We start from the raw sequence: 16,917 nt of genomic DNA, 5'->3' as shown, positions 1-16,917 counted from the left end.
GCATGGAGGAAGCTTTGACCTCGGTCAACCTAGGAATGCCCGCAGCGCCGCCGCCGGTCCTCGCGCCCCGGCGCAAGACCCGCCAGATCAAGGTCGGTTCGGTGGGAGTCGGATCGGACTCGCCGATCAGCATCCAGTCGATGACGACGACGCCGACCACCGACATCAACGCGACGCTCCAGCAGATCGCCGAGCTGACGGCCACGGGCTGCGACATCGTCCGCGTGGCCTGCCCCTCGGCCGACGACGCCGCAGCACTGCCGATCATCGCCAGGAAATCGCAGATCCCCGTCATCGCGGACATCCACTTCCAGCCGAAGTACGTCTTCGCCGCGATCGACGCCGGATGTGCCGCGGTCCGCGTGAACCCGGGCAACATCCGCAAGTTCGACGACCAGGTGAAGCAGATCGCCGACGCGGCGAAGGCCGCCGGCACCTCGATCCGGATCGGCGTCAACGCCGGCTCCCTCGATCCGCGCCTCATGCAGAAGTACGGCAAGGCCACGCCCGAGGCGCTCGTCGAGTCCGCGGTCTGGGAGGCGTCCCTCTTCGAGGAGCACGACTTCCACGACTTCAAGATCTCCGTGAAGCACAACGACCCCGTGATCATGGTCCGCGCCTACGAGCTGCTCGCCGAGCGCGGCGACTGGCCCCTGCACCTCGGCGTCACCGAGGCCGGACCGGCGTTCCAGGGCACCATCAAGTCCGCGACGGCCTTCGGTGCCCTGCTGTCCAAGGGCATCGGCGACACCATCCGCGTGTCGCTCTCCGCGCCGCCGGTCGAGGAGATCAAGGTCGGCAACCAGATCCTGCAGTCGCTCAACCTCCGCCCCCGCAAGCTCGAGATCGTGTCCTGCCCCTCCTGCGGCAGGGCGCAGGTGGACGTCTACACCCTCGCCGAGGAGGTCACGGCAGGCCTCGAGGGCATGGAGGTCCCGCTGCGCGTGGCCGTGATGGGTTGCGTCGTCAACGGACCCGGTGAGGCCCGCGAGGCCGACCTCGGTGTCGCGTCCGGCAACGGCAAGGGCCAGATCTTCGTCCGCGGGGAGGTCATCAAGACCGTCCCCGAGGACCAGATCGTCGAGACCCTCATCGAGGAAGCCATGCGGCTCGCAGAGGAGATGGGTGAGTCCGATGGCGAAACTGCTGGCCAGGGTGGCCCCATGGTTACCGTCAGCTAGGGCGCAGCCCGACCCCGAGGGGCCCTGGTCCTTCCGGGTGCTCGGCGAGGACGACACCCGCGACCTGTGGGCGATCGTCAACGAGGACCCGGTGGCGAACGTCTTCGTCGCCTCCCACCTCGAGTCCATGGGTACTGCCGCGCCGTCCTTCGCGGGCGGTGAGATCATCGGCATGTTCCGCCACCACGACCTCCGCGCGGCATGCTGGGCAGGCGTGAACCTCGTCCCGGTCGGCGTCACCGACGAGACCGGCGCCATCTTCGGCGACCACCTCGGGCGGTCGGGGCGCAGCTTCTCGTCGATCTTCGGCCTCTCCGAGGGCGTCATGGACCTGTGGTCCACGTTCGAGGACTACAGCGCCGAGCCGTTCGACGTCCGCCCCACCCAGCCGCTCATGGCCATCGACGCGGACCCCCTCATCCGGCCCGCGACCGACCTCCGGTTCACACGGCCCGAGGAGCTCGATCGGCTGCTGCCGGCCTGCGCCGCGATGTTCGAGGAGGAGGTCGGCTATTCGCCCTTCATCGGCGGATCGGAGCACTACCGCCGCCGCGTCGCCTCCCTCATCGGCCGGAAGCACTCGCTGGCGGCCTTCGACGACGACGGCCAGGTGGTCTTCAAGGCCGAGCTCGGCACCGTGTCCTCCCAGGCCGTGCAGGTCCAGGGCGTCTGGATGAACCCGGACCACCGCGGCAAGGGGCTCAGCGCCGCGTACATGGCCGCCGTCGTCGTCGCGGCGCGAGCCCTGGCCCCTACCGTGAGCCTCTACGTGAACTCCTACAACGCCCGCGCCATCGCCGCGTACAAGCGCGTGGGGTTCGAGCAGGTGGACACCTTCGCGACCATCCTGTTCTGAGGATGCCGGGCCCCCGGGAACGACGGGGCGAACCGCCGAACCCGCTAGATTGGTACCTGTTGTCTCCCGCCGGACGGCGGGAGAGTGAATGGCAGTACTGATACGAACGGACACCCGCGTGGTCTTACGACTCTCGACCCTTTTCCTGCGCACCCTGCGTGAAGATCCAGCCGACGCCGAAGTCGCCAGCCACCGCCTGCTGGTGCGTGCGGGCTACATCCGGCGCGCCGCACCGGGGATCTACAGCTGGTTGCCGCTGGGCCTGAAGGTCCTGGCCCGGGTCGAGGGGATCATCCGCGAGGAGATGGAGGCCATCGGCGCCCAGGAGGTCCACTTCCCCGCGCTGCTGCCCAAGGAGCCCTACGAGGCGACGAACCGCTGGACCGAGTACGGCGACGGCATCTTCCGCCTGAAGGACCGCAAGGGCGCCGACTACCTCCTCGCGCCCACCCACGAGGAGATGTTCACGCTGCTCGTCAAGGACCTGTACACCTCGTACAAGGACCTGCCCGTGAGCCTGTTCCAGATCCAGACCAAGTACCGCGACGAGGCCCGGCCCCGCGCGGGCCTGCTCCGCGGCCGCGAATTCATCATGAAGGACTCCTACTCGTTCGACGTCGACGACGAGGGCCTCGAGGCGAGCTACCAGCTCCACCGCGGCGCCTACCTGCGGATCTTCGAGCGGCTCGGGCTGGAGGTGATCCCCGTGACGGCGACCGCAGGAGCGATGGGCGGCTCGAGGAGCGAGGAGTTCCTGCACCCCACGCCCATCGGCGAGGACACGTTCGTCCGTTCCGCGGGCGGCTACACCGCGAACGTGGAGGCCGTCACCACCGTCGTGCCCGACGCCCTCGACTTCACGGACGCGCCCGCTGCCGAGGTCCGCGACACCCCGGACACGCCGACCATCGGCACGCTCGTGGACCACGCCAATGCCGCGGCACCGGGCGACCGGACATGGACGGCCGCGGACACCCTCAAGAACGTCGTCCTCGCGGCGGTGCTGCCCACGGGCGAGCGCGAGATCGTCGTCGTCGGCGTCCCCGGTGACCGCACCGTGGACCTCAAGCGCATCGAGGCGAACATCGCCGGCCACCTCGAGACGGGCGGCGAAGTGGCCGTGGAGGCTGCGGGCGAGGAGGACCTGAAAAAGCACCCCGGCCTCGTGAAGGGCTACATCGGGCCCGGCCTGGCCCCGGACGCCGCCGTCCTCGGCGCCGAGGGGACCACGGGACTGCGCTACCTCGTGGATCCGCGCGTCGTCAGCGGCACCGCGTGGATCACCGGTGCCAACGAGGAGGGCCGCCACGTCTTCGGCCTCGTCGCGGGCCGCGACTTCACCTGGGACGGCGTCATCGAGGCCGTCGAGGTACGCGAGGGCGACGAGGCACCCGACGGATCGGGACCGCTCGTCGCCGCCCGCGGCATCGAGATGGGCCACATCTTCCAGCTCGGCCGCAAGTACGCGGAGGCGCTCGGGCTCAAGGTCCTGGACCGGAACGGCAAGATCGCCACGGTGACCATGGGCTCGTACGGAGTCGGCGTGACGCGCGCCATCGCGGCCCTCGCGGAGTCGAACCACGACGACCGCGGCATCATCTGGCCCCGCAACGTCGCCCCCGCGGACGTGCACATCGTCGCGACCGGCAAGGGCGCCGAGGTCTTCGAGGCGGCCGAGAAGCTCGCCGGGGACCTGGAGGCGGCCGGTCTGACCGTGCTCTACGACGACCGCCCCAAGGTCTCGCCCGGCGTCAAGTTCGGCGATGCCGAGCTGATCGGCGTGCCGACCATCGTCGTCGTCGGCCGGGGGCTCGTCGACGGTGTCCTCGAGGTCAAGGACCGCCGGACGGGCGAGGCGCAGAACGTCGCCGTGGACGAGGCCGTCGCGCTGCTGCGCGAGCTCACCGCCTCCTAGGCCGAGGCGGTGTCGGGACTCGAGGAACTGCACCTCGCCACGATCCTGCTGGTGCTCGTCGCCGGATTCGCCGCGGGCTGGGTCGACGCCGTCGTCGGGGGAGGAGGGCTGCTGCAGCTGCCGGCGCTCCTCCTCGTGCCCGGCATCACGCCCGTCGAGGCCCTCGCCACGAACAAGCTCGGGTCCATCTTCGGCACGACGACGAGCGCCGTCACCTACTACCGGCGCGCGCACCCGGACCTGCGGACGGCGCTGCCCATGGCGGGTGTCGCGCTGATCGGGGGGTTCGGCGGGGCGATCCTCGCCGCCTCGCTGCCGTCCTCGGTCTTCAAGCCGATCATCGTCGTGGCGCTCATCGCGGTCGCGGTGTTCACGGCCCTCAAGCCCTCGGTGGGGACCCTGACGCAGCTGCGGTACCAGGGGGCGCGGCACTACGGGACGGCCGGCGCCATCGGCCTCGTCATCGGCTTCTACGACGGACTCATCGGGCCGGGCACCGGGTCCTTCCTCATCATCGCGATGGTCACGCTGCTGGGGTACAACTTCCTCGGCGCCAGCGCGAAGGCGAAGATCGTGAACATGGCCACCAACTTCGGCGCGCTCATGTTCTTCCTCCCCAACGGGTCGATCCTCTGGGGCCTCGGGCTCCTCCTCGGCGCCGCGAACATGGCCGGGGGCTACACCGGCTCGCGCATGGCCATCAGCCAGGGGAGCAGGTTCATCCGCGTCGTCTTCCTCGTCGTCGTCGGGGCCCTGATCCTCAAGCTCGGCTACGACGTGTGGGTGGAGAACGTCCGCCCGCTGGTGTCGCGACCCTGACGGGCGTGGCGGTCCGAGTGCTGTCGGGCTGCCGTCAGAGGGTCGGCAGCGCGCCGACCGGGGGTAGCCCGTCGAGGGTCCGGCCCAGGACCGAACTCGCCACCCAGAGGGACCGCTGCGCGTCCCCGGCGAGGCCGTGCCCGAGGTAGGACAGCGCGTTCCTGACCTCCCGGACGACCGTCCAGCCGTACGCCAGGTCCACGTCCAGACCGGCGGCGGTGGCCAGGGCCGTGCAGTGTGCCCGCAGATGGCCGGCGGGATCGCCGGCGTCGAGTTCGTCGAGCCTGTTCCACAGCATGGGGGCGACGGCGTACTCGGCGTCGCCGAGCACCGGCTTCGGGTCGATCGCCGTGAAGTCCTGCAACTGACCGGGCGTCGTCGGGAGCAGGTTGGCGTAGTGCAGGTCGGAGTGCACGAGCACGTCGCGCTCCGATCTCCTGCCCACGGCGCCCCGCGACTGGCACACCTCCAGCGCCGCCTCCATCAGCCACCGCGGGAAGGGCTCGCCGAGCTCGTCCCACCGCGCCGGCAGGGTGTCCGTCCACTGTTCCGCCGCGGAGGCCAGGTGCGGGATCGCGGCCCAGGCCGCGCTGTCCCCGGGGCGGATCGACAGCTGCCGCAGCACCGCTGCCCACGGCCGCGGTGTCGCGTCGAGGGCCACGTCGAGGAGCGAGGAGTCGCCGTCGAGGCGGGCGAGCAGCAATGCGAAGTCCGGGCGCGACGCCGCGAGGAGCCGCACCGCGCCCGTCCCGTCCCACAGCTCGAGGGCATCGGGTTCGGGGAGGGCCTCGTCATGCGGGATGGTCAGCTTGAGGACGCCCCTTCCCGTCCGCCCGTCGTCCTGCCGCACCACGGGTACGACGACGGCGCACCGGCCCGCCCAGGCCGGCTGCCCCGGCGCCAGGTCGAGGTCGAGGTCCCAGGCCGCGAGCCTGTCCGCCAGCAGTCCCTGCCAGTCCCGCAGCCACCGCGCCCCGCCGGGAATCGTCCGCGCACTCTCCACGAGGCGTCCCGGGAGACCGGGCAGGGCCCCGGCCGCCGTCCGACGGTCATCCGGGCCCTGGCCCCCGCTGCCGCCCCGCGCCGGTCCCTCATCGCGCGTCCGCGCGCGATCACTCGCCATCGGCCGGGTCCTCGGGGGCCGACGGTTCCGGCGCATCCTGCAGCCCCGGGAAGGGGCCCAGGGGCGTGCCGGCGTCGAGGCTGCGCTGCGCGGCCGCGTTGAAGGCGGCGACGGCCCAGGCGCGGGTGTCGGGCCCGACGGCGGGGATGAGCCCCGCGTACAGTCCTGCGTGCTCCTGTTCGAGGTCCCGCAGGGCGGCGGCCGGATCAGCGCGGAAGTCCCCGCCGATCACGAAGCCGGCCGGAGCGGGCGCGGGCGGGACGCAGAGATCCGCGAGGCGGTCGGCGGCGGCGTCGGCGGCCGTCCCGTGCACCGATGACCGGGCGAGCAGTGCCGGTGTGTCGGGGAGCAGTGCCGCCGCGACCTCGTAGCCGAAGCGTGCCCGGTCCTCCGCCGTCTTCGCGCTGAGCAGGGCCTGCCGGTCGGCTTCCGGCCCCTGCGGCGTGCCGTCGCAGTCGGCGGGAACACCGCCGGGAGGGGCGCCCGGTCCCGGTTCGGAGCCCGGGGACGCGTGCGCCGACGGCACGGCAGGGTCCCGGTCGGCCCCGGCGAACAGGCCCGTCCCGGCGGCGAGGTCCGCAGCGGGGAGTGCGTCGGCGGACGGGAGGGCCGCGTCGACGTCGAGGGCGGCGCCGAGCAGCGCCGCGTGCCGCCACTGGCCGGCTCCGGCGGAGGCGAGGACGCGGGCCGGTCCGGGAGCGGCGCCGACGGCGTCGCGCAGGCTCCGGAGGGCGCTGTCGTGGAGCAGGTGCAGCACCTCCGCCGCGCCGACCGGGGCCGACGCGGCGGATGGATCGACGGCCTGCGGCGTGGCGGACGCGGGAGTGGGAGAGGCTGCTGGGGTGGGACCCGCGGGGGAACCGGACGGCGCGGGGGAGCGGGGCAGGGCGACGGCGTCCGCCTGCGCGGCGAGGTCGTCCGCGACCGCCTGCAGGGTCCCCGCGAGGGCCGGGTCGGCGGCTGCTGCCGCCCGCGCGTCCGCGGCCAGTGCCCGGTACCGCCCCTCGGCGTCGAGCTGCACCTGTTCGGAGGCGGAGTAGACAGGCGCCTGCGGCTCCGCGGGGGCCATGCCCACGCCGATGCCGACCACGAGGAGGACCGCCAGGAAGAGGCCGACGAGCCTCGCCACCCACCGGGCCGGCCGCCCGGCGGCGGCGGAGGCTGCCGGGGCTCCGAGCCCCTGCTGTCCACCTGTCCGCGCCTGCCTGATCACAGTTCCCGATGATCCCACGGCAGTACGCCTTTCACCCGGCCATACACCGGGCGTCGCGGAATGTCGGTACTCTTGGTGGACAACATCATCGAGTGGGAGGCAGCCATGGCGGTCCGGTCCGGGAACGAAAAACATGCCTCGACCCGCAAGTCAGCCGTGGAGGCCGAACTGCAGGTTGAAGCACAGCGCCTGCGGACCAGGCTGCAGCCCGTCGTGGAGGAGCACAACCTCTACCTCGAGGACGTCGAGGTGAAGGTCGCGGGCTCCCACCGCACCGTCCACGTCGTCGTCGACCTGCCCGAGGACGCGACGGGGAGCGTGGGACTCGATGTGATCTCCGCCATCTCCTCCGATCTGTCCGCCGCCATGGACAGCGACCCCGAGGACGACGACCGCCCGTACAGCCTCGAGATCTCCTCACCCGGCGTATCCCGCCCCCTCACGGAGCCGCGGCACTGGCGCCGCAACGTGGGACGCATGGTCGAGGTCAAGCCGGTGACCGGCGACGTCGTCGTCGGACGCCTGCAGGACGTCACCGCCACAGGCATCCGGATGATCCCCCAGCTGCCGGTCAAGAAGGGCATGAAGCCCAAACAGGGCGATCCACTCGCCCTCGAGTTTTCCAGGATCCGCAAGGGGACCGTCCAGGTCGAATTCGCGCATCTTGAGGATGAACACCACGAGAACAGCGATGGTGCCGAACCGGATGACTCCGGCGCCGTGCACCACGCGTAAGGAGACCCGCATGGACATTGATATGAGCGCTCTGAGGCTGCTCGAGCGCGAACGCGAGATCCCGCTGGACAAGCTGATCCCCACGATCGAGCAGGCACTGCTCATCGCGTACCACCGCACGCCCGGCGCGCACGAGACGGCGCGTGCCGAACTGGACCGCCGCAACGGGCACGTCACCATCTGGGCGACCGAGAAGGACGACGACGGCGCGCCCGTCGGCGAGTTCGACGACACGCCCGGCGGGTTCGGCCGCATCGCCGCGAGCACCGCGCGCCAGATCATCCTCCAGCGCCTGCGCGACGCCGAGGACGAGAACATCCTCGGGGAGTTCCGCGGCAAGGAGGGCGAACTCGTCGCCGGCATGATCCAGCAGGGCACCAACCCGCACATGATCCAGGTGAACCTGGGCTCCGTGGAGGCCGTGCTGCCGCCGCCCGAGCAGGTTCCCGGCGAGAAGTACCTGCACGGCACGAGGCTCCGGGCCTTCGTCGTCGACGTCCACCGGGGCATGAAGGGTCCGTCCATCACGCTCTCCCGCTCGCACCCGGGCCTCGTCCGGAAGCTCTTCGAGCTGGAGGTCCCCGAGATCGCCGACAGGACGGTCGAGATCGTCGCCCTCGCCCGCGAGGCGGGCCACCGCACGAAGATCGCGGTGAAGGCGAACGTGCCCGGTGTCAATGCCAAGGGCGCGTGCATCGGCGAGATGGGGACCCGCGTCCGCGCCGTCATGAACGAGCTGAACGACGAGAAGATCGACATCGTCGACTACAACGACGACGCCGCCTCCTTCATCGCCAGCTCGCTCTCGCCGTCGCGCGTGACGTCCGTGACGATCACGGACGAGTCCACCCGGTCCGCCCGCGTCGTCGTGCCGGACTACCAGCTGTCCCTGGCGATCGGCAAGGAAGGCCAGAACGCGCGCCTCGCGGCGAAGCTCACCGGCTGGCGGATCGACATCGTCTCCGATGCCGCCCAGCCCGCCCAGCCGGCCAGGGCGGCCAAGGCCTAGGAGGCCGGTCCGCCGACCGGACCGGAAGGGGTAGAATGGAGATGACTGCTGTGGCGTCGTGCCCGGAAGGCTTCGTGGACAGGAAAGACTCTGTCGATCGAAGAGACTCCGGGCAGCACCCGGAGGACCACCATCCGCAACGCACCTGCGTGGGATGCCGCCGGCGGGACCGCCAGTCACACGTGATGCGGGTTGTCGCACAACCGATCGACGGGGGCCTTGTCGCCGTCATCGACGAGCGGCGCCGGCTATCCGGACGGGGCGCCTGGCTGCACCCCGACCCGGCATGCATGGAAACGGCCGTCAAGCGGAAAGCCTTTCACAGGGCCTTCCGTGGGCCGGTGGACACTGCGCAGTTGGCAGCGGGCTTCCAGGCATCCCTGGAGCGTCGAGACAAACGCTCCGATTCATCACCGTCCTCCCTGAAAGCGGGTCAGTACCCTCATGGAAACCCGATGAGTACCCAGCGATGAGTGCGCAACGATGACCTCTTCGTTGCGCTCTGCACTAGATCGTCCAGACGCCCCGGCGGCTGGCATCAGCAGGAAATAGACGGTTCGTGCCTGGCTCGGTGCGGACCGAGACAGGAGAAATGTGGCCAAGGTCCGCGTACATGAGCTCGCCAAAGAGCTCGGTATAACCTCGAAAGACGCAGTTGCGAAACTGCAGGAACTGGGCGAATTCGTCCGTTCAGCCTCGTCCACCATCGAGGCCCCCGTCGTGAAGAAGCTTCGCGGCGCATTCCCCGACAGCGGCGGCGCCAAGACCGCCCCCGCACCGTCACGCCCCGCGGCCCCCGCGCCGTCGGGCCCGAAGCCAGGTGCAGGCCAGGCCGCTCCCGAGGCACCCGCCCCGGCCGCGCCCGCAGCACCGACGACCCCCGCCGCTCCGGCAGCACCGGCTGCTCCGGCTGCTCCGCAGGCATCCCCGTTCTCGAACGGAGCCGCTCCGGCGGAGACGCCTGCTCCGGCTGCTCCGGCAGCCCCGGCAGCCCCGGCCGCCCCGGCCGCGGAGAACACCCCCGCTCCTGCCCAGCAGGACACCCAGGGCGGTCCGACCCCGGGAACGCGACCAGCGCCCCGACCGGCGACACCGCCCGCCGCTCCCTCGGCAGGGACCCGCCCCTCGGGCGCCCGTCCCGGTGGCGCACCCCGTCCGGGCAACAACCCCTTCGCGCCCTCACAGGGCATGGGTTCCCGCCGCGGCGACACCGATCGTGGTGCCGACCGCACCTCGGAGCGGCCGCCGCGTCCGGGCAACAACCCCTTCGCACCGTCGCAGGGCATGCCCCGTCCCGGTCGTCGTGACGATCCACAGCAGCGTCCGGCCGCCGGCGCCGGCGGACCCCGCCCGGCTGCCGGTGCGGGCGGACCCCGCCCCGCCGCAGGTGCCGGTGGACCCCGCCCGGGTGCACCACGCCCCGGCGCTCCCCGTCCCGCAGGAGCCCCCGGCTCGCGTCCCACTCCCGGGATGATGCCGAACCGCACCGAACGTCCCGCTGCCCCCGGCCGCGGCGCACCCGGTGCCGCTGCGGGCGCCGGTCCGCGCCGCGGACCCGGCGGAGCACCGAACAGCCCCAGTGGGGCACCCGCCGGTGGCGGCTTCGGCAAGGGCGGCCGCGGACGCGGCGGCACCGCCGGTGCCTTCGGCAAGGGTGGAGCCGGTCGCGGCAAGCAGCGCAAGTCGAAGCGCGCGAAGCGGCAGGAACTGGAGCAGATGTCCGCTCCTTCGCTGGGCGGCGTGAGCGTACCCCGCGGAGACGGCAACACCATCGTCACCATGCGCCGGGGCTCGTCCATCACGGACTTCGCCGACAAGATCGAGGCGAACCCCGCAGCACTGGTCACCGTGCTGTTCCACCTCGGTGAGATGGCCACGGCCACGCAGTCGCTGGACGAGGACACCTTCCAGGTGCTCGGCACGGAGCTCGGCTACAAGATCCAGGTCGTCTCGCCCGAGGACGAGGAGCGCGAGCTCCTCAGCAGCTTCGACATCGACTTCGATGCCGAGCTCGAGGCCGAGGGTGACGACGACCTCGAGGCCCGTCCGCCCGTGGTCACGGTCATGGGCCATGTCGACCACGGTAAGACGCGACTGCTCGACGCGGTCCGCAACACCAAGGTCGTCGAGGGCGAGCACGGTGGCATCACCCAGCACATCGGTGCCTACCAGATCCAGCACGTCCACGAGGACAGTACGCGCGCCATCACCTTCATCGACACACCGGGCCACGAGGCGTTCACCGCCATGCGTGCCCGTGGTGCGAAGGTCACGGACATCGCCGTGCTCGTCGTCGCCGCGGACGACGGCGTCATGCCGCAGACCGTGGAGGCGCTGAACCACGCCCAGGCGGCCAACGTGCCGATCGTCGTGGCCGTCAACAAGATGGACAAGGAAGGCGCGAACCCCGACAAGGTCAAGGGCCAGCTCACCGAGTACGGTCTCGTACCCGAGGAGTACGGCGGCGACACCATGTTCGTCCACGTGTCCGCGCTGCAGGGCATGGGCATCGACGATCTCCTCGAGGCCGTCCTGCTCACCGCCGATGCCGCCCTGGACATGCGGGCCAACCCGAACAAGGACGCCCGCGGTATCGCGATCGAGGCCAACCTCGACCGTGGTCGCGGCGCGGTCGCCACGGTGCTCGTGCAGTCGGGAACGCTGAACGTCGGCGACACGATCGTCGCCGGTACGGCCCACGGCCGTGTGCGTGCGATGTTCGACGAGAACGGCGACATCGTCACGACGGCCGGACCCTCGCGTCCGGTCCAGGTCCTGGGCCTGTCCAACGTGCCCCGTGCAGGTGACACGTTCTTCGTCACCGACGACGAGCGCACCGGCCGCCAGATCGCCGAGAAGCGTGAAGCAGCGGACCGCAACGCGGCCCTCGCGAAGCGCCGCAAGCGCATCAGCCTCGAGGACTTCGACCAGGCCGTCGCCGAGGGCAAGGTCGACACCCTCAACCTCATCCTCAAGGGTGACGTGTCGGGTGCCGTCGAGGCCCTCGAGGACTCGCTCCTCAAGATCGACGTCGGAGAAGGCGTGCAGTTGCGCGTCATCCACCGCGGCGTCGGTGCGATCACCCAGAACGACGTGAACCTCGCGACGGTCGACAATGCGATCATCATCGGCTTCAACGTGAAGCCGGCGGAGCGCGTGGCGGACCTCGCCGAGCGTGAAGGCGTGGACATGCGCTTCTACTCGGTGATCTACGCCGCGATCGACGACATCGAGCTCGCCCTCAAGGGCATGCTCAAGCCGGAGTACGAGGAGGCGCAGCTCGGGACCGCAGAGGTCCGGGAGGTGTTCCGCTCCTCGAAGTTCGGCAACATCGCCGGTTCGATCGTCCGGTCGGGCATCATCCGACGCAACACGAGGGCGCGCGTCCTCCGCGACGGCAAGATCATCGGGGACAACCTCTCCGTGGACTCGCTCAAGCGGTTCAAGGACGACGCCACCGAGGTCCGCACCGACTTCGAGTGCGGTATCGGCCTCGGGTCGTTCAACGACGTCAAGGAAGGCGACATCATCGAGACCTTCGAGATGCGGGAGAAGCCCCGCGTCTAGCACGTAGGTCGGCGCAGGCGCCCTGGTTCACCAGGGCGCCTGCGCCATTCGTCCCTCCGGACCCCTCGGGGTCCTCCAACCATCCGCTTCAGTAGGAGTATCAGCAATGGCAGATCCGGCCCGCGCCGCGCGGCTCGCGCAGCGCATCAAAGTCATCGTCGCGGAGGCGCTCCGACGCCGCGTGAAGGACCCGCGGCTGGAAGCGGTCACCATCACGGATGCCCGCGTGACCAACGATCTCCAGCACGCCACCCTGTACTACACCGTGCTGGGGGACGTCGACGAGCAGCAGGCGACGCGGATGGCACTCGAGTCCGCGCGCGGGGTGCTGCGCTCCGAGGTCGGCAGGAACATCACCGCGCGCCTGACACCGACGCTCGAGTTCGTCCCCGACGAGGTGCCGGTCAACGCGAGCCACCTCGAGGAACTGCTGCAGAAGGCACGCGAGCGCGACGCCGAAGTGGCAGCGATCGCCCAGGGAGCGGACTTCGCGGGGGACGCGGCCCCGTACCGCACCTCCGAGGACGACGAGGCGGGACGCTAGTCCTCCCGGGCGGGTGCATCCAGCACGACCAGAGGCAGCCGGCCGGCAGGTCGGCTGCCTCTCGCGTTCCCGGCCGGAGAAGCGTCAGTCCTGCGGGGAGGGGAGCCGGGAGAGCCCTTCGACGAGCTCGTCCGTCCTCCCGCAGAGAGCGATCCTCACCCAGCCCTCGCCCCTCGCGCCGAAGGCCGTGCCGGGCGCCAGGGCGACACCCCGTTCGGCCAGGAAGCGCCGGGTCCACGCGCGGACGTCCCCGCCCGTCGCGTGGGACAGGTCCGCCCACAGGTAGAAGGCCCCGCGGGCATCGAGATAGCCGATACCGCGTGCGTCGAGGACCGCGGTGGCCGCATCGCGGTTGTCCCGGTAGTGGTCCAGGGCCGTGGACACATAGTCCTGCGGACCCGTGAGGGCGGCGAGGGCCGCGTACTGCGACGCCGCCGCGACACAGGACACCGTGGCCTCCATGACGTTGCTCAGCAGCTGCTCCATGCCCGGCGGGGTGACGAGCGCGCCGATGCGCAGGCCGGTCAGGCCGTAGGTCTTGGAGAGCGTCAGCGACGTCACGACGCGCGCCTCGCGCGCCTCGGACACGGCCTCGGGGCCACCGGCGTCGAAGCGGGCGGGACTGACGTGCGGGACGTCGTAGGTGAAGGCCTCGTAGCACTCGTCGGAGATCACCCACAGGTCGTTGCGGTGCGCGAACCGCACGAGCTCACGGGTGAGGTCGGAGCCGAAGACGGACCCGAGGGGATTCGACGGCGAATTCAGCATCAGCACCCTCGTCCGCGCGGTGACGAGCCGCTGCAGGTCCTCGACGCGGGGCTGGAACCCGTGGCCGGGCACCAGCGGGTACGGTACCGGGACGCCGCCGAGCAGGCCCACCGTCATGGTGAACGTGGGGTAGCCCGGGTCGGGGATCAGCACCTCGTCGCCGGTCCCGATCAGGGTGCTGAGCGCCAGGTGCAGTCCCTGCTGCGCGCCGGCGACGACGAAGACGCGCGAGGGATCGTCCTCGACGCCCGCGAGGCGGGAGAACCTCGCGGCGAAGGCGGCCCGCACCGGTGCGAGACCGGCGTTGGGCGTGTAGTTCGTCTCGTCCCTGTCGAGGGCGGCCATGCCGGCCTCGAGCACGTGCCGGGCCACGGGGAAGCCCGGCTCGCCGATGCTGAGGACGATGGAATCCGGGGTGGCCCACGCCGCCTGCGTGATCTCGCGGATCTGGTTGACCGGGACGTTGACCACACGGGACGGAGCTGAAGGCATAGGCAGGATCGTATCGCGCACCCGGCCGTCCGCGCCGGGAGCGCGGCGACCCCCAGCGGTGGCCCATATACTGGGAGGCGTGAATTCCGGGCAGGTCCACTCAGGGCTGATCATCGTGGACAAGCCTCCGGGCTGGACGAGCCATGACGTCGTAGGCCGCCTCCGCCGACTCGCGGGGACGCGCAAGGTCGGCCATGCGGGGACCCTCGATCCGATGGCCACCGGGGTCCTCGTGGTCGGGATCAACCGTGCGACACGCCTGCTGACCTTCATCGTGGGCACCTCGAAGACGTACACCGCCACCATCCGCCTCGGCCAGTCGACCCTGACCGACGACGCCGAGGGCGAGGTCACCGGCGGCAGCATCGCGGCCGCGGTGACCGAGGAGGACATCCGCGCCGCCGTCGCGGAGCTGACGGGCGACATCCGGCAGGTGCCGAGCAGCGTGAGCGCCATCAAGGTCAAGGGCGAGCGGTCCTACGCACGCGTCCGCTCCGGGGAGGAGGTCGACCTCCCTGCCCGCCCCGTGACGATCCACCGCTTCGACATCCACGCGGTGCGCCGGGTCCGCAACGGCAGGCTGCAGGACGTCGACGTCACCGTCGAGTGCAGCTCCGGCACCTATGTCCGAGCCCTGGCCCGGGACCTGGGGGACGCGCTCGGGGTCGGCGGACACCTCACGGTCCTCCGCAGGACGAGGGTCGGTCCGTACTCCATCGAGCAGGCCCGCACCCTGGACGAGCTCGCGGCGGACCTCGAGATCCTCCCGCTCGACGACGCCGGGCGCGCCCTGTTCCCGGTCCGGGAACTCACGGACGCCGAGGCCGTCGACGTCTCGCACGGCCGCCGGATCGGGCCGAACTCCGAGCCCGACATACCCGTCGCCGCGTTCGCACCCGACGGTACCCTCGTGGCACTGCTGGAGAACCGCGGCGGGGCGGCCCGGACCGCGCTGGTGTTCGCGCCGGGCGGGCAGGACTAGCCGGTGGACCCCTTCCTCCTCGTCGGGACCCTCGTGTGCCTCCTGTCCGCCGTCCTCTGCATCGGAGCCGCACTGCTGCGGCAGCCCCCGAACGACATCACCATCCTGTCCGTCGCGGCCGTCGAACTCTTCCTGCTGGCCTACGCCGTGGGCGCCGTCGTCCGCCAGGTGGCGGGCGAGCCCGTGCTCGGGGAGGCTTGGGAATTCTGGGGCTACCTCCTCACGGCGCTCGTCGTCCCCGTGGGGGCCTTCTGGTGGGCGATCCTCGAGAAGACGCGGTGGAGCAATTTCGTCCTCGCCGCGGCGGGGCTGACGGTGTTCGTCATGCTCTTCCGCATGGAGCAGATCTGGGACGGGGTGGCGGGACTGTGACGGACCGACGCGGAGCGGTGTCCGATGCACGGGGGAGGAGCCGGGCCGGCGGGCCCGGGCGCCTGCTGATCGCCGTGTACGGGGTGTTCGCCCTCGCGGCGACGGCCCGCGCGGCGTTCCAGATCGCGACGAAGTTCGGCGAGGCACCGCTCGCATACCTGCTGTCGGCCGTCGCGGCCGTGGTGTACGTCGTGGCCACGGTGTCCCTCGCCCGCGCCGGCACGCGCGCCTACCGGGTGTCCGTCGTGGCCGTGACCATCGAGCTTGTGGGGGTCGTCACGGTGGGGCTCCTCAGCGTCCTCGACGCGCAGGCGTTCCCGCACGAGACCGTGTGGTCCGGGTTCGGCCGCGGCTACGGCTTCGTGCCGCTCGTCCTGCCGATCCTCGGACTCGCGTGGCTCTACAGGACCAGGCCCGGCCGCGACTGACGGCGCGGCCCGCCCGCTCCGGACGGAGCCGGGCCGGCCATCGACTGTAGCCGACGTGGCCGGCGGGCGGAGCCCGCATTCGGTGCTGCCGGCGGCACACCCCACCGTGAGAGTATGGCGCTAGAGCCCATCCAGCCTGCCTCCAGGGAGCGACATGACCAGCAACAGCCCCGAGCACGACAACTCCTCCGCCCCCGGCGGACGGCCCGCGGGGTCGGTCCCGTCCGGCACGCCCTCGCAGGATCAGGGCCGGTCGTCGGCGGCCTCCGGGCCCGCGTCCCCGCGCGCGACCGGATCCGGCGACGCCGCGACCGGGACGTCGGCTGCCAGGCCCGGCACGCCGAAGCCCGGCACTTCCGCCAAGGGCAGGAAGGGGGGCAAGGCCGCGTCCTCGGGCGGTGACTGGAACGTCTTCCGCACCGTCGTCGTCCTGGTGGGCCTCGTCCTCGCCGCCTTCGGCGCCTACTACCTGATCCTCGGCACGGCGGGCCTGCCCGACACCGAGGGCACACCCGTGAACCCCACCCTCGAGAGCCAGTTCCGCTTCTTCTCCGCGATGATGGTCGGCGTCGGCGCCGCCTTCATCACCATCGCCATCAAGTTCCAGTGGGCCAACATGCTCTGGCTGGTGTGCCTCATGGTGTTCGTCGGCGGGATCGGGCGCGTCCTGTCCTGGGCCTTCTCCGGGACGCCCAACTACGTCCTGATCATCCTCATGGTGGTCGAACTGGCATTCCCTCCGGCCCTGCTCGTCTGGCACAAGTACATCGCGAAGACGAGCGACCTCCGCAAGGAGTTCGCGCAGCGCGGCTGACCGGCCCACGCCCCTCCCCGCCACGCCGGAGGTCCTTCGTGCGTGCCGTGCGCGATGCCATCGGCGGTGGCGCCTTCGGCCATAATGAGATCGGCGACC

General features: G+C 71.2%; 16 protein-coding genes. 13 read left to right on the top strand and 3 right to left on the bottom strand.

Features of this window, described 5'->3' with window-relative positions; all coding sequences use genetic code 11:
* Window positions 1–14: 14 nt before the first annotated feature.
* The 4 genes from ispG to CXQ97_RS05980 all read left to right on the top strand — a co-directional run bounded on the left by ispG (window position 15) and on the right by CXQ97_RS05980 (window position 4,771).
* The gene (ispG, locus tag CXQ97_RS05995; RefSeq protein WP_104179949.1) at window positions 15–1,181 is read left to right on the top strand and encodes a flavodoxin-dependent (E)-4-hydroxy-3-methylbut-2-enyl-diphosphate synthase; all 1,167 of its coding nucleotides are present in this window, start codon (window positions 15–17) and stop codon (window positions 1,179–1,181) included.
* Complete coding sequence (locus CXQ97_RS05990) at window positions 1,135–2,037, top strand: GNAT family N-acetyltransferase (protein WP_104179948.1); 903 nt, start codon at window positions 1,135–1,137, stop codon at window positions 2,035–2,037. Before ispG ends, CXQ97_RS05990 begins: the two co-directional genes overlap by 47 nt.
* 118 nt (window positions 2,038–2,155) lie before the next feature.
* Complete coding sequence (locus CXQ97_RS05985; protein ID WP_104179947.1) at window positions 2,156–3,952, top strand: proline--tRNA ligase; 1,797 nt, start codon at window positions 2,156–2,158, stop codon at window positions 3,950–3,952.
* 9 nt (window positions 3,953–3,961) lie between these two features.
* The gene (locus CXQ97_RS05980) at window positions 3,962–4,771 is read left to right on the top strand and encodes a TSUP family transporter (RefSeq protein WP_104179946.1); all 810 of its coding nucleotides are present in this window, start codon (window positions 3,962–3,964) and stop codon (window positions 4,769–4,771) included.
* Window positions 4,772–4,805: 34 nt separating this feature from the next.
* Here CXQ97_RS05980 and CXQ97_RS05975 read toward each other — a convergent pair whose 3' ends face one another.
* On the bottom strand, window positions 4,806–5,894 hold the full coding sequence (locus CXQ97_RS05975) for an aminoglycoside phosphotransferase family protein (protein ID WP_104179945.1): 1,089 nt from the start codon (window positions 5,892–5,894) through the stop codon (window positions 4,806–4,808).
* Window positions 5,884–7,125, bottom strand: coding sequence for a DUF4439 domain-containing protein (locus CXQ97_RS05970; RefSeq protein ID WP_181034994.1), 1,242 nt, complete (start codon window positions 7,123–7,125; stop codon window positions 5,884–5,886). The genes CXQ97_RS05975 and CXQ97_RS05970 overlap by 11 nt, the downstream gene beginning before the upstream one ends.
* Before the next feature lie 42 nt (window positions 7,126–7,167).
* On the opposite strand from CXQ97_RS05970, the gene rimP reads away from it, so the two are divergent.
* The 5 genes from rimP (at window position 7,168) to rbfA (ending at window position 12,962) form a co-directional block, all read left to right on the top strand.
* On the top strand, window positions 7,168–7,842 hold the full coding sequence (gene rimP, locus CXQ97_RS05965; protein WP_258062336.1) for a ribosome maturation factor RimP: 675 nt from the start codon (window positions 7,168–7,170) through the stop codon (window positions 7,840–7,842).
* Window positions 7,843–7,852: 10 nt separating this feature from the next.
* Window positions 7,853–8,851, top strand: coding sequence for a transcription termination factor NusA (gene nusA / locus CXQ97_RS05960; RefSeq protein ID WP_104179943.1), 999 nt, complete (start codon window positions 7,853–7,855; stop codon window positions 8,849–8,851).
* A gap of 35 nt (window positions 8,852–8,886) precedes the next feature.
* Complete coding sequence (locus CXQ97_RS05955) at window positions 8,887–9,324, top strand: YlxR family protein (protein WP_306739500.1); 438 nt, start codon at window positions 8,887–8,889, stop codon at window positions 9,322–9,324.
* A 121-nt stretch (window positions 9,325–9,445) separates the two neighbouring features.
* On the top strand, window positions 9,446–12,418 hold the full coding sequence (infB, locus tag CXQ97_RS05950) for a translation initiation factor IF-2 (RefSeq protein ID WP_104179942.1): 2,973 nt from the start codon (window positions 9,446–9,448) through the stop codon (window positions 12,416–12,418).
* A gap of 106 nt (window positions 12,419–12,524) precedes the next feature.
* Window positions 12,525–12,962, top strand: coding sequence for a 30S ribosome-binding factor RbfA (gene rbfA / locus CXQ97_RS05945; protein ID WP_104179941.1), 438 nt, complete (start codon window positions 12,525–12,527; stop codon window positions 12,960–12,962).
* 84 nt (window positions 12,963–13,046) lie between these two features.
* Here the strand turns inward: rbfA and CXQ97_RS05940 are convergent, their stop codons facing one another.
* On the bottom strand, window positions 13,047–14,222 hold the full coding sequence (locus tag CXQ97_RS05940) for a pyridoxal phosphate-dependent aminotransferase (protein ID WP_181034993.1): 1,176 nt from the start codon (window positions 14,220–14,222) through the stop codon (window positions 13,047–13,049).
* A 79-nt stretch (window positions 14,223–14,301) separates the two neighbouring features.
* Between CXQ97_RS05940 and truB the strand changes: the two genes are divergently transcribed.
* The 4 genes from truB (at window position 14,302) to CXQ97_RS05920 (ending at window position 16,818) form a co-directional block, all read left to right on the top strand.
* Entirely contained in the window at window positions 14,302–15,204 is a 903-nt protein-coding gene (gene truB, locus CXQ97_RS05935) for a tRNA pseudouridine(55) synthase TruB (RefSeq protein WP_258062334.1), read from the top strand.
* 3 nt (window positions 15,205–15,207) lie between these two features.
* The gene (locus CXQ97_RS05930; RefSeq protein WP_104179940.1) at window positions 15,208–15,576 is read left to right on the top strand and encodes a hypothetical protein; all 369 of its coding nucleotides are present in this window, start codon (window positions 15,208–15,210) and stop codon (window positions 15,574–15,576) included.
* Window positions 15,573–16,004 (top strand): hypothetical protein, encoded by a 432-nt coding sequence (locus CXQ97_RS05925; RefSeq protein ID WP_104179939.1) that lies wholly within the window; start codon window positions 15,573–15,575, stop codon window positions 16,002–16,004. The genes CXQ97_RS05930 and CXQ97_RS05925 overlap by 4 nt, the downstream gene beginning before the upstream one ends.
* Window positions 16,005–16,158: 154 nt before the next feature.
* Window positions 16,159–16,818, top strand: a complete 660-nt coding sequence (locus CXQ97_RS05920) for a DUF4345 family protein (RefSeq protein WP_104179938.1) — start codon at window positions 16,159–16,161, stop codon at window positions 16,816–16,818.
* The last annotated feature ends 99 nt before the right edge of the window (window positions 16,819–16,917 follow it).

This window comes from Arthrobacter sp. B0490, assembly GCF_002929355.1.
GTDB lineage: Bacteria > Actinomycetota > Actinomycetes > Actinomycetales > Micrococcaceae > Arthrobacter_D.
Note: the sequence above shows the minus strand (reverse complement) of the source record. Positions and strands in the feature narration are given on the sequence as shown.

Bases quoted from the DNA above. Each gene is read 5' to 3' on its own strand.
- CXQ97_RS05975 (WP_104179945.1), bottom strand. From the start codon at position 5,894: ATGGCGAGTGATCGCGCGCGGACGCGCGATGAGGGACCGGCGCGGGGC.
- CXQ97_RS05940 (WP_181034993.1), bottom strand. From the start codon at position 14,222: ATGCCTTCAGCTCCGTCCCGTGTGGTCAACGTCCCGGTCAACCAGATC.
- CXQ97_RS05990 (WP_104179948.1), top strand. From the start codon at position 1,135: ATGGCGAAACTGCTGGCCAGGGTGGCCCCATGGTTACCGTCAGCTAGG.
- CXQ97_RS05955 (WP_306739500.1), top strand. From the start codon at position 8,887: ATGGAGATGACTGCTGTGGCGTCGTGCCCGGAAGGCTTCGTGGACAGG.
- CXQ97_RS05920 (WP_104179938.1), top strand. From the start codon at position 16,159: ATGACCAGCAACAGCCCCGAGCACGACAACTCCTCCGCCCCCGGCGGA.
- rimP (WP_258062336.1), top strand. From the start codon at position 7,168: ATGTCGGTACTCTTGGTGGACAACATCATCGAGTGGGAGGCAGCCATG.
- nusA (WP_104179943.1), top strand. From the start codon at position 7,853: ATGGACATTGATATGAGCGCTCTGAGGCTGCTCGAGCGCGAACGCGAG.
- rbfA (WP_104179941.1), top strand. From the start codon at position 12,525: ATGGCAGATCCGGCCCGCGCCGCGCGGCTCGCGCAGCGCATCAAAGTC.